This is a genomic window from Thalassobaculum sp., from assembly GCF_040219215.1.
In the GTDB taxonomy this organism is placed as follows: domain Bacteria; phylum Pseudomonadota; class Alphaproteobacteria; order Thalassobaculales; family Thalassobaculaceae; genus Thalassobaculum_A.
This window is the reverse complement of record NZ_JAVJSX010000022.1, coordinates 245,007-257,020: the sequence shown is the minus strand read 5'-3', so window position 1 is coordinate 257,020 and position 12,014 is coordinate 245,007. Positions and strand designations below refer to the sequence as shown.

Below are 12,014 nucleotides of genomic sequence, written 5' to 3'. Positions count from 1 at the left end.
GAGCAGGTCCGCCCGCCGGGCGCGATGGCGCCGGCGGGCGGTCGATCATTGCAAGCCCGTCGGGCTTACATCATGCCCTTTTCCTTGTAGTAGCGCGCGGCACCCGGGTGCAGCGGGACCGGCATGCCGTTCAGAGCCTTGTCGAGCTTGATGTCGGCCGCCGCCTTGTGGGCCGCGACCATATCCGGCAGGTTCTCGAACAGCTGCTTGGTCATCTGATAGACGGTCTCTTCGGAGACATCGCTGTGGGTGACGGCGAAGTTCACGACGGCGACCGTGGCGACGTCGACGTCCTGGCCCTTGTAGGTGTTCGCCGGGATGGTGGCGCCAATGTACGGTGCGCCCAGCTTCGCGACCATGTCGGCCGGGACCGACACGACCTGCACGTCGACCGAGGTGGCGAGGTCACGCAGCGAGGCGACCCCGAGGCCGGCGGACTGCAGGGTGGCATCGAGCTGGCGGTTCTTGATCAGCTCAACCGACTCGGCGAACGGCAGGTACTCGGTCTTGCCGAGGTCCTTGTAGCTCATGCCGGCGGCCGCCAGGATCGCCCGGGTGTTCAGCTCGGTGCCGGACTTCGGGGCGCCGACCGACAGGCTCTTGCCCTTCAGGTCCATGAGCGACTTGATGCCGGACTCCTTGGACGCGACGATCTGGATGTAGTTCGGGTAGACGGCGGCGATGCCGCGGATCTTGTCGAGCGGCTTCTTGAAGCCGGCATCGGCATCCCCGGCCCAGGCGAGCTTCAGGGAGTCGCCGAGGGTCAGTGCGAACTCGCCCTTGCCCTGCTGCAGCAGGTTCAGGTTCTCGACCGAGCCCTTGGTCGACTGGACCTGGGTGCGGACGCCGTCGATTTTATCGCCGTAGATCTTCGCCAGGGCAACGCCGAGCGGGTAGTAAACGCCGGCGGTGCCACCGGTCAGGATGTTGATGAACTGGTCGGCCTTCGCCGTCATCGCACCGGCGCCGACCGATACGGCCACCGCGCACGCCAGCAAGGCGCTCTTCGCTCGAAACTGCATTCAATCCTCCCGGGGTTCTTCGTCACGCGCAGCGGTGCTCCGCCGCCGTCGGTACCCCAATGGCAAACGCCTTGCCAGACGCCCTTTGCGACCGATTTGTTTGAATATCAGTGGGTTGAGGCGAAGGCTGTTGGCTGTCTCGGGCAAAAATCCGCCAGGAAGGCTGCGGTCGGAGCGGAATGCCGCCCGAGTGCCTCAGCCGCCGCGCTTCAGGCCGTAGCGGGCGATCTTTTCGTTCAGGGTGCGGCGCGGAATGCCCAGCCGCTCGGCCGCCACGGCCGTCGACCACTCGGCGACCTCCAGCGCCTCGCGGATGCACCGCGCTTCGAACCGGGCGACTTCGTCGGGGAGAGACAGGTTGGCCGCGGGTGCCGCACTGCGTCCCGGGCGGTGCAGCGACAATGCGGTCCGCTCGGCGTGGGCCTTCAGCTCGCGGATGTTGCCGGGCCATGGCCGGTCGGCAAGGTCGGTGAGTGCAGCCGGGGTGACCGGTGGAGCAGTTACGTTGAAGCGCCGCTCGGCATCGCCGACGAAACTTCTGTACAGCAGCGCGATATCGTCGCGCCGGTCGCGCAGCGGCGGAATCGTCAACTCCACCGTGCTTAGGCGGTAGTAGAGGTCCGGGCGGAAGCGACCGGCCTCGCTCTCCGCCCGCAGGTCGACCTTGGACGCCGCCACGAAGCGCACGTCGATGGCGGATTGCCGGTTTCCGCCGAGCGGTTCGACCACCCGTTCCTGGATGGCCCGCAGCACCTTGGCCTGCAGGGCCGGCGGCATCGACTCGATCTCGTCAAGGAACACGGTGCCGCCATGCGCATGGGCGAACTTGCCGACCCGCTCAACAGAGGCGCCCGTGAACGCGCCGCGGGCATGGCCGAAGATCTCGCTCTCGAACACTGCCTCCGGTACCGCCGCACAGTTGATCGCCACGAAGTTCCCGGACGCGCGCGGACCCAGGTCGTGAAGCGCGCGGGCGACGATTTCCTTGCCCGTGCCGGTCTCGCCCACGACCAGCACGTCGACGTCAATCCCGGCGAGCTGCAGGACGCGGTCGCGCAACTCGCCGATCGCCGAAGATACGCCGACCAGGCGGTCCTCGATGGCGCGCCGATCGCCGGCGGCGGCGCGCAGGCGAGCCAGTTCCATGGACAGCCTGCGCTGGCGCACCGCCCGGTCCAGAACAACCACCAGATGATCGGCGTCGTAAGGTTTTTCCAGGAAATCATGCGCCCCGCGGTGCATCGCCTCGACCGCAGCGCTGACGTCGCCGTGGCCGGTCAGCATCACCACCGGCAGGTCGGGATCGCGGCGGCCGGATGCGTCGAGCAGCGCCATGCCGTCGCGCAACGGCATACGCAGATCGGTCACGACCACATCGCAGGGCCGCTCGGCGAGCATGCTCTCCGCAGTGTCGACGCTGTCCGCCGTCGTCACCTGGAATCCGGATAGCGACAGCCACTCGGCGGCGGAGGTGCGCAGTTGCTCCTCGTCGTCGACGAACAGGACGCAGCCGCGGTTCACTCGGCAGCCTCCGCCACCGGCCTGGAGACGGTATCGGATACCGGCAGCGTGACGGTGAACACGCTGCCGCCCGTCGGTCCGGCCGTGAAGTTCAGAGTGCCGCCCAACTCCTCCACGATCGCCCGGGAGATCGCCAGCCCGAGACCGAGGCCTTCTCCGGTCCGTTTGGTGGTGAAGAACGGCTCGGTGATGCGATCGTGCACATCGGCATCGATGCCGGTGCCGTTGTCATGGACGGCAATGGAAACCACGCCGTCACTGGTCGCGAGGTCGACGCGGACATCCGGATTGGGCACTGTCTGAACCGCATCGAGAGCGTTGACCAGCAGGTTGATGACCACCTGTTCGAGCCGCACCGCATGGCCGTGGACAGCGGGCAATTGTGCTGCACCGGTCAGGCCGATCGTGAGCCCCTGGTTGCGAGCCCGATGGGAGGCCAACTCCACCGCGGCCTCGACCACCCGAACGACGTCAAGTGGAGCGAACCCGCCCTTGTCCTTCCGGGCGAAGTTTTTCAGATGGTGCACCGTTCGCTGCATGCGGCGGATCAGGTCACGGGCGGTGGCGACGGTGCGCTTCACGTCGTCCGGCTTGCCGCGCTCGGCAAGCAGGGCGGTCGACGCCAGGGTGGTTTCCATGGCGGCCAGGGGCTGGCTGACCTCGTGGACGATCGCGGTCGACATCCGCCCCAGGGCCGCCAGCTTGGCGGCCTGGATCAGGTCCTCCTGGGCGGCCCGCAGATCGGCCTCGGCGCGCTTGCGTTCTTCCACCTCGCGGGCCAGTTCCCGGGTGCGTTCAACGACCCGGCGTTCCAACGCCGCGTGAGCGTCCAACCGCATCCGGACGAGTTGCCGACGCTGGCGCAGGAACAACAGGACGGCCGCGACCAGCAAGCTGCCGAACGCGGTGACCAGCCCCGCCAGCCGGGCCTGCTGCAGCACCGGCGTCAGCGAGGCGGTGGCGAACAGTCGCCAGCCGTCCGGCGCAAGCCGGCGCCGGCGGAGAAGCAGTTCCTCGCCGTGGTCGACCAGCGTCTCGGCGGTATCGTCCTCCGGAGCACCGGTGGTCAGCGACGGGGTCTTGGCGAGGCGCACGCCGTCGTACTGCCGGGCCTCGACGATGGCCTGCATGGCTTCGGCCGAGAGCGGGTCGATCGGCCGGTACTTCCAGGGCAGGTGGCCGGTGAGGAAGATGACGCCGGACGGGTCGGCGACGCCGGCACGTTCGCCGGCCCTTGCCCAGGCGATCTCCAGCGGCGCCATGTCGACCTTGACGACCGCCACGCCGCGGGCGCCGGAGGCGGTCTCGATCCGCGAGGACAGGAAGTAGCCCGGTTTGCCGGTGGTCACGCCGACCGCGTAGAACCGGCCGTCGCCTTTTGTCATGGCGTCCTTGAAGTAGGATCGGAACCGGTAGTTCCGGCCGACGAAGCTGGTCTCGTCCGCCCAGTTGCTGGCGGCCAAGGTCGTGCCTTCGGCGTCCAGCACGTACACCTCGTCGGCGCCGGCGTGGTCGCGCACCCGGGTCAGGTAGCGGTTGGCGGTATCGACGAGATCGGCGGCGTTGCCGCGCTCGACCAATGCAGTGACGCGCGGATCCTGGGCCAGCACGCCTGGCAGGTAGCGGAAGCGCTCAACCTCGCTCACCACGGCGCGGCCGGTGACCGTCAGCTTGTCGACCAGTTCGCGCGACAGGCGCGCCCGGCCGGCGTCCAGCGTCACCTGCCAGGCAGCGGTGGACAGAGCCGCCACGCCGAGCAGCAGGGCAAGCGCGATCACGCTGTTGCGACGTCCGATCATGCGGCGATTCATAGAGCAGATTCGGCCGCCGGCGAGGAAGAATCGCTCGTCGGCGGGCGTAGCCGGGTCGATGCTCAGTGGAAGTTCCGCCCCTTGGGCAGCACTCGGACGTCGCGCGGGTGCCTGCGCGGGTTCTGAGTGTTTGCGCGCGTGATGGTCGGGGTGGATGACGGGCCGGGTTCGGCCAGGGTGTCGAACAGCTCGATGCTCAAATCGTCGATGGTTCGGGCGATCACGTGGACGACGTCCTGCTCCTTCTGCAGCATGCCGTCGACCACGATCAGCCGGGCCGACAGCACGGTCTTGCGCCACTGCTCGAACACCTTCGGCCAGACGATGATGTTGGCGATGCCGGTCTCGTCCTCCAGGGTCATGAAGATCACGCCGCTGGCCGTGCCCGGCCGCTGGCGCACCAGCACCAGCCCGGCCACGCGCACTCGCCGGTTCGCCGGGTGGCGGGCCAGGGCATTGGCGCGCAGCACCCGGCGGGTGGTCAACCGGTCGCGCAGGAACGACACGGGGTGCGCCTTCAGCGACAGGCGCAGGGTGCGGTAATCCTCCACCACATGCTCGCCGAGCGGCATGGCCGGCAGGGCGATCTCCTCCTCGTCCTGGAATGGGGTCTCCAGGGTACCGCCGGTCGGCGCGAACAGCGGCAGGTCCTCGACCGCCGCCCGGCCACCCTGCGGCCCGCCCAGGCTCTGGACCGCCCACAAGGCGGCCCGCCGGTCGAGGCCGATCGACCGGAAGGCATCGGCGCGGGCCAGGTGGGTGAGCGCACGGACCGGCAGGCGGGTCCGGAAATACACGTCGCGCACGCTGTCGAAACCGCGCCCCCGAACGTCGGTCAGGCGTCCGGCAGCGGCCTCGCCCAGGCCGTCGACCTGTCGCAGGCCGAGGCGCAGCGCGAACCGACGACCGGCCGGCTCCAGGCTGTGATCCCAGACGCTGTGATTGACGTCGACCGGACGAACCTCGCCGCCGTGTTCGCGGAAGTCGCGGACCAGCGAGGACGAAGAATAGAAGCCCATCGGCTGGGCGTTCAGGATCGCGCAGGCGAAAACATCCGGGTAATGGCATTTCAGCCAGGACGACGCGTAGGCCAGCAGCGCAAAGCTGGCGGAGTGGCTTTCCGGGAAGCCGTAGTCGCTGAACCCTTCGATCTGCTTGAAGCAGCTCTCGGCGAACGCGGGCGGATAGCCGTTGCCGAGCATTCCGGCGATGAACCGCTCGCGGAAGCCGCCGATCTCGCCGTTGCGCCGGAACGTCGCCATGGCGCGGCGCAGTCCGTCGGCCTCGCCGGCGGAGAATCCGGCGCCGACCATGGCGATCTTCATGGCCTGCTCCTGGAACAGCGGCACGCCCAGGGTCTTGTGGAGCACCGCGTCCAGTCTGGATCCGAACTTCTGCACCGGCTCCAGCCCCTGCCGCCGCCGCAGATAGGGATGCACCATGTCGCCCTGGATCGGCCCGGGCCGCACGATGGCGATTTCGATCACAAGGTCATCGAAATTCGCAGGCCGCAGGCGCGGCAGCATCGACATCTGGGCCCGGCGCTCGATCTGGAAGACCCCGACGGTGTCGGCCTTCTGGATCATGGCGTAGACCCGCGGGTCCTCGCGCGGGATTGTCGCAAGGCTGACCTGCCGGCCGTAGTGATCGCGCAGCAGGTCGAAGCCCTTGCGCAGGCACGTCAGCATGCCGAGCGCCAGCACGTCGACCTTCAGGATGCTCAACTCGTCCAGATCGTCCTTGTCCCATTCCACCATGGTCCGGTCCTTCATGGCGGCGTTGGCGATCGGGACCAGTTCCTCCAGCGGGCCGCGGGTGATGACGAAGCCGCCGACGTGTTGGGACAGGTGGCGGGGGAAGCCGATCAGTTCGCGGGCCAGCCGCAGCGCCTGGGACAGCCGGGGGTCGGTCGGGTCCAGGCCGGCTTCGACGACCCGGGCCTTGTCGACACCCTCCGACGACCAGCCCCAGACCGAGCCGGCCAGCGCGCCGACGATGTCCGCCGACAGGCCAAGCGCCTTGCCGACATCGCGGATTGCGCTGCGGGTACGGTAGGAGATGACCGTGGCGGCCAAGCCGGCCCGATGCCGGCCGTACTTGCCGTAGATGTACTGGATCACCTCTTCCCGGCGCTCGTGTTCGAAATCCACGTCGATGTCGGGCGGCTCATCCCGGTCGTCAGAGATGAAGCGCTCGAACAGCAGGTCGATCTCGGTCGGGTTGACTGCGGTGACGCCGAGGCAGAAGCAGACGGCCGAATTGGCGGCCGAACCCCGGCCCTGGCACAGGATCGGGGGATCGAGGGAACGGGCGTAGCGCACGATGTCGTGCACCGTGAGGAAGTAGGGGGCGTACTGCTTTGAGGCGATCAGCGCCAGTTCACGCCTGATCGTGTTCCGCAGTTCATCGGTCAGGTTGGGCAGACGTTCGGCGGCGCCCTGCCAGGTCAGTCGCTCCAGTTCTTCCTGCGGCGTGTCGCTCCGGCCGCTCGGCTCGTCGGGGTACTCGTAGGACAGCTCGGCGAGCGAGAACCGGCAGCGCTGCGCCACCTCCAGGGTACGGTCGAGTGTATCCTCGTATCCGGCGAACAGCCGCCGCATTTCGGCGGGGGCCTTCAGGTGCCGCTCGGCGTTGAGCTGCAGGCGGAACCCGGCGTCGTCGATCGTGCAGTGCTCGCGGATGCAGGTCAGGGCATCCTGCAGCGGCCGGCGGGCAGGGGTGTGGTACAGCACGTCGCCGGTGGCGACCAGCGGTGTGCCGTGGGTGTCCGACAGGTCTTGCAGCCGGGTGAGCCGGGCCCGGTCGTCGCCGCGCCGCGGCAGGGTCGCCGCCAGATACACATGGCCAGGAAAAGCGCCGGCCAGGCGGCCGAGGTCGCCGACGATGCGTTCCACATCCTCATAAGGCGGCATGGCGACGAACACCTGCCCGTCGCCGAACATCAGCGCGTCGTCCAGCGACAGCCGGCATTGCCCCTTCGGTGCCCGGCGGTTGCCGAAGGTCAGCAACTTGGTCAGCCGTCCGTATGCGGCACGGTCGGTCGGAAAGCACAGGGTCTCGAAACCGTTCTCCAGCACCAGCCGGGAGCCGACCAGCAGCTGGATACGATGCTTCTTGGCAGCCGCGTGCGCCCGCACCACGCCGGCCAGGGTGTTGCGGTCGGCAATTCCGACGGCGGCGAGGCCGAGTGCGGCCGCAGCCTCGATCAGTTCCCGAGGATGCGAGGCGCCGCGCAGGAAGCTGAAATTGCTGGAGACCGCCAGTTCGGCGAATCCCGCGTTCATGCCAGCACCCCGTGCAGGAACCAGCGCGGCGTGTCGCCGGGCCGCTCGTACAGCCCCTCGCGGTACAGCCAGAACCGTCGGCCCTCGGAATCCTCGACCCGGTAATAGTCGCGGGTGTACCGGCCGTCGCCGTTGCGTGGCCGCCACCATTCCGGTGCCAGGCGCTCCGGCCCGTCCGCCCGGGTGACCCGGTGGACGAGGCGCCGCCACTCGAACAACATCGGCGGTCCGTCCGGAACCTCGGCCAGGGTGGTGATCGGGTCCGGCGGCATGATCATCAGCAGCGGCCGACCGAGCTGACGGCCGCCCTGGGCGGCGCGCAGATGCGCCATCCAGTCGTCCGGCCGGGGACTGTCGAGCACCGGCACGGCCCGGACCGCCCGTTCCGGCAGGGCGCTGGCCTGCGGGACGAAGCGGACCACCCGGTCGAACCCGAAGCGGTTGCCGAAGCGGTCGAGCAGGCGGGCGATGTCGTCGGACAGCGCGGCCTGATCGGCACCGGCCTGCAGGGCGTTCTGGCGGGCGACGAACGGTTCAACCGCCAGCGCGCTCAGGGTCATGACCTCGATGCCGAATCCGGTGTCGATCTCCTCGGCGCGCTGGTCCAGCCGTTCCCGGAACAGCCGGACGATATGATCGGCGCGGCGGCACAGCCCGCTGGTTCGAACGACCTCCGAACGGACCCGGCCATCGATCCGGTAGAGCCGCAGGTCCAGCCGGCGGGCGCCGACCCCGGCGTCCGCAAGCCGGGCGGCAAGGTCGTCGGCGAGGCCGGCGACCGCGCGCTCGACATCGGCGGTCAGGACGATCGGATCGACGAAGCTGCGCCGGGCCTCGTGCACCGGTGGCGGCATGAGGCCGTGCAGGGTCTCGGCCTGGCGGCCCGTGGCCTGGTCGAGGCGGGTGACGAGAAGCGGGCCGAACCGGGCGGTCAGCGGGGCTGACGGTTGATCCAGCACGTCGCATACCCGCTTCAGCCCAACCTGGGCCAGGGCGTCGACGACGGTGTCGTCCATTCGCAGGGCGGCGAGCGGCAGGGGAGCCAGCACGTTCTCGACGGCACCGTCGGCGACGATGGTGCGCGGTCCCGGTGCGTGGCGGGCAGCGGCCCAGGCGGCACCCAGGGTCGGAGCGGCGGCCAGCCGCACCGTCAGGCCGAAGCCGTTCAGCCGGTTGTGAATGTTGTCGAGCAGGGCAGCCTCGCCGCCGAACAGATGAGCGCAGCCGGTGATGTCGAGGGCGACGCCATCCGTTGGGTCGACTGCCGTCCACGGGCTGTAGCGGCCGCACCACAGGGCAAGGCGGTGCAGGGCGGCGGCGTCGCCCTCGGGATCGGCAGAGGCGACTGTCAGTCCAGGGCACAGGGCGCGGGCGTCTGCCAGCGGCATGCCGACGCTCAGCCCGGCGCGTTCGGCCGGGGGATCGACGGCGGTGACCCGCAGGCCGTGCCGGGCCGCGGCGGCCAGCACACGCGGTGTGCCGGCACCGTCACGCGGCTTGCGATCGGCCGGTTCCGGAACGGCCGGCAATGACGGAGGGCCGCGGAACCGGCGCTCGATCGGCCAGCGGGGCAGCCAGATGGAAACGAAGCGTTTCATGATCCCACTCGACCAGCCACCCACGCGGCCGGCCCCTCTTGCAGCGCACCAGGTCGACCTGCCAGCGCGGCGGGCCGAGGCCGGGCATGGCGTGGCCGGGAAAGCGGATCGGCAGGCTGGGCCGGGCCGACACCGACCAGCGGGTGGCGGCGGCGGTGCTGCCGCTCGTGTCGGCGGCGACACGCAGGATGATCACGGTGCCGCCGCTTTCGGCGGCGCGCATCGACAGGCGCCGGCTGGCAGTGAAGTCGTAGTGCCTGCCGTCGCGTGCCAGGAAGCCGAAGGCGGCGGCGAACGCGGCTGTCGTCAGGCTCTCCTCCAAGGTCCAGAGCATGTCTCGTGCGGCGCTCGCGTTGACTTGGATCAGCCGACCAGGATCCAGGCCGGTGGCCATCAGCCCGATCGGATAAGCCGTGCCATGCCGTGCAGGGTCTTGAGTCGCTGTCCACAGGACCGGCCCCGGACGGCTGCCGGCGATGCGGGTCAGCAGGCCGAGGCTGAAGCCGAGCGCTGCCGCCACGTCACCGGCGCCGGCCGGAACGATCTCGTGGACCACACCCAGTTCCAGCCCACCCTCGGGCAGGGCCGCGTCCAGCTCAGCCTCGCCGAGCGATACCGTCGAGGTTTCATGCACCGCCGGCTTTGGCGGTTTGAGGGGTTCGAGTCGGCGAGAAATATTAAAGTTCATGATTTGTTCTTGTAAAAACAATCAATTTGGCGCGGTTGAAACCAGCCGGAGCCTGGGCACATTTCCCGCAGCGGGCAGGCCCGGCACCTGGGCCAACCATGACGGCAACAATCCTGTCCCAAGTGTTTGAACAACAGGTGATGGGTTTCCATATCGTCGGCGGTCCAGACATCGGGACAGTGCCGCATCAGCGCGTTGGCCGCGGTGGCCATGGGGGTTCGCCAGGGGATCAGGCGCAGGCGTTGCGCGGCCCGCCAATGATGGGTGTCGACGACCAGAGCCCGCTGGTGCAGCGTGCTGAAGTTGAGGACGGCAGCGCTCGACTTCGGACCGACGCCGGGCAGGGCTTGCAGCCAGGCCAGGGCCTTGTCCACCGACCATTGGCCCAGGAAATTAAGATCCAGGCGACCGCGGCGCCGGATGATGGCGGCCAGGGCCTGGGACACATGCATGGCCTTGCGGCTTGCATAGGTGACATTGCGGATCAGGGATTCGATCTCGGTCTGGGACAGCTGAAGCACCTCCTCCCAGCGCGAGACGCGGTTGGCCAGCGCCTCGAAGGCGCGCAGGCCGATGGCTTCGACGGTGCGGCCTCCCAGCATCGCCAGAACAAGTTGGCTCAGCGGGTCGAGCCGGAGCGTGGCCGGCGGCAAGCCATACGCCGCCAGCAACCGCTCATGGGCCTCCAGAACCTGATCGCGTCCGCCGAAGTTGAAGCTGTGCTGCATGTCCCCATCGTGAGAACAAACAGGGAACTTTTCAAGCAAAAAGCCTGATCGCCAGAGTCTATCTATATGTAGTTATTAATGAACTTTCAGACCCAAGCAATTGCGGGACTCGCTCCGCCCGCCTCAGGGTCCGATGTACGCTACCGCCTCAATCTCCACCTTCATGCGGGGATCGACCAGGGCCGATACCTCGACCAGCGTCGAAGCCGGCCGGTGCTCGCCGAAATAGCGCTGGCGGATCGGATTGATGGCTGCCCGCTCGCTGATGTCGGTCATGAAGACCTGGACCTTCACGATCTGGTCCGCGCGTCCGCCAGCCTCGCGCAGGCAGACGTCGATGGTGTCGAGGGCGATCTGGAACTGCTCGACCGTGCCTTCGGGAATCGAGCCGTCGGCCCGCATCCCGACCATGCCCGACAGCCAGATCCAGTCACCCGCCCGCACGACGTGACAATAATGGCTGACCGGCTCCATCTGGCCCTTCACCATCAGGCGTTCGATCGGCATGGCGTCCCCTCCGGTCAACGGGCTCGTTCGCGAATGAGCCCGATCATCAACATATCCACGGTATCGTCATTGCTCGAAAGGGGAAGCCCCAGTCGATAGAACGTGCCGATTCGGCCGTCGCTGATGTCGGTGTAGTCACCAACCGTGTAGTGTGGTTCGCGGCTCTCCACCGTCCGAACGTTCCACGGGCGTGTCTGCTGACCGATCGGCGTAAGCCCGTCCTCGTACAGGAACCGCCCGGTCAGGTCATGACCGCGGAGTTCTGTGACGCCGGTTCCGTAAAGGCGAACGCGAAAGCGCAGCGGATCGTGCGTGATGTCGAGCAGGATCAAGTGTCTCAGCAGTTCGGGGATCTCGATCGGGTCCAGATCATGCCGCGCCGGCATTGTCCGACCGGCGCGCTTGCTGTCCCAGTACTCGTACAGTTGGTGAAGGAGCGGGTGAGAGATCGCTTCATTCACAACTGATTTCTCCCGCCCCGGCCAGCCCACACCGGATCTTCGCATGGACACGACCACTCCTAGCAAGTCCGCTCACGCAACGAACGTCAACCGGCCGTCCGATGAGTCCCATCCGCGCATCGAGCGTGGTCGTTCGGCCAGAGCGCCGGGACGGATCGGCTTCGCGGTCAACGCCGGTCCGGCGACCTTCGGGGCGACCGCCCTTGGGCACGAGCTTCTTGACACCACGCCGGCAGCTGAGGTTCAAGCGCACGCACTGCTGCGTGTCGGGGTGGACAGCCGACGGCTTCGCCCAACCGCATATGCAGCAAAGCGTTCGCATAGCAAAGCCGTGTGATAATCTCCGGCGACGGTGGCTAGCACCACCAAACGCGTAACATTCTCCAGCCGAGGG

The 12,014-nt window shown here is 68.1% G+C and carries 9 protein-coding genes; all 9 read right to left on the bottom strand.

Annotated elements, in window-relative coordinates:
- Positions 1–65 precede the first annotated feature (65 nt).
- A complete protein-coding gene (locus RIC54_RS16795) occupies positions 66–1,022 on the bottom strand; it encodes a TAXI family TRAP transporter solute-binding subunit (protein ID WP_350090454.1) in 957 nt (318 codons plus the stop codon).
- Positions 1,023–1,217: 195 nt separating this feature from the next.
- A complete protein-coding gene (locus tag RIC54_RS16790) occupies positions 1,218–2,543 on the bottom strand; it encodes a sigma-54-dependent transcriptional regulator (protein WP_350090451.1) in 1,326 nt (441 codons plus the stop codon).
- On the bottom strand, positions 2,540–4,342 hold the full coding sequence (locus RIC54_RS16785) for a sensor histidine kinase (RefSeq protein WP_350090448.1): 1,803 nt from the start codon (positions 4,340–4,342) through the stop codon (positions 2,540–2,542). The genes RIC54_RS16790 and RIC54_RS16785 overlap by 4 nt, the downstream gene beginning before the upstream one ends.
- 74 nt (positions 4,343–4,416) lie before the next feature.
- Positions 4,417–7,638 (bottom strand): error-prone DNA polymerase, encoded by a 3,222-nt coding sequence (locus RIC54_RS16780; protein ID WP_350151222.1) that lies wholly within the window; start codon positions 7,636–7,638, stop codon positions 4,417–4,419.
- Entirely contained in the window at positions 7,635–9,236 is a 1,602-nt protein-coding gene (locus RIC54_RS16775; protein ID WP_350090441.1) for a Y-family DNA polymerase, read from the bottom strand. Before RIC54_RS16775 ends, RIC54_RS16780 begins: the two co-directional genes overlap by 4 nt.
- Positions 9,127–9,870: an ImuA family protein gene (locus tag RIC54_RS16770; RefSeq protein ID WP_350090438.1), complete on the bottom strand. Its 744-nt coding sequence runs from the start codon at positions 9,868–9,870 to the stop codon at positions 9,127–9,129. Before RIC54_RS16770 ends, RIC54_RS16775 begins: the two co-directional genes overlap by 110 nt.
- A gap of 50 nt (positions 9,871–9,920) precedes the next feature.
- Entirely contained in the window at positions 9,921–10,652 is a 732-nt protein-coding gene (locus tag RIC54_RS16765) for an endonuclease III domain-containing protein (RefSeq protein WP_350090434.1), read from the bottom strand.
- A 123-nt stretch (positions 10,653–10,775) separates the two neighbouring features.
- Positions 10,776–11,159 (bottom strand): RidA family protein, encoded by a 384-nt coding sequence (locus tag RIC54_RS16760; protein WP_350090431.1) that lies wholly within the window; start codon positions 11,157–11,159, stop codon positions 10,776–10,778.
- Between the two features lie 14 nt (positions 11,160–11,173).
- A complete protein-coding gene (locus tag RIC54_RS16755; RefSeq protein ID WP_350090428.1) occupies positions 11,174–11,620 on the bottom strand; it encodes a PAS domain-containing protein in 447 nt (148 codons plus the stop codon).
- Positions 11,621–12,014 lie beyond the last annotated feature (394 nt).

Excerpts from the sequence above, each read along its gene's own strand:
- RIC54_RS16775 (WP_350090441.1), bottom strand. The coding sequence starts at position 9,236 with ATGAAACGCTTCGTTTCCATCTGGCTGCCCCGCTGGCCGATCGAGCGC.
- RIC54_RS16795 (WP_350090454.1), bottom strand. The coding sequence starts at position 1,022 with ATGCAGTTTCGAGCGAAGAGCGCCTTGCTGGCGTGCGCGGTGGCCGTA.
- RIC54_RS16765 (WP_350090434.1), bottom strand. The coding sequence starts at position 10,652 with ATGCAGCACAGCTTCAACTTCGGCGGACGCGATCAGGTTCTGGAGGCC.
- RIC54_RS16780 (WP_350151222.1), bottom strand. The coding sequence starts at position 7,638 with ATGAACGCGGGATTCGCCGAACTGGCGGTCTCCAGCAATTTCAGCTTC.
- RIC54_RS16785 (WP_350090448.1), bottom strand. The coding sequence starts at position 4,342 with ATGATCGGACGTCGCAACAGCGTGATCGCGCTTGCCCTGCTGCTCGGC.
- RIC54_RS16760 (WP_350090431.1), bottom strand. The coding sequence starts at position 11,159 with ATGCCGATCGAACGCCTGATGGTGAAGGGCCAGATGGAGCCGGTCAGC.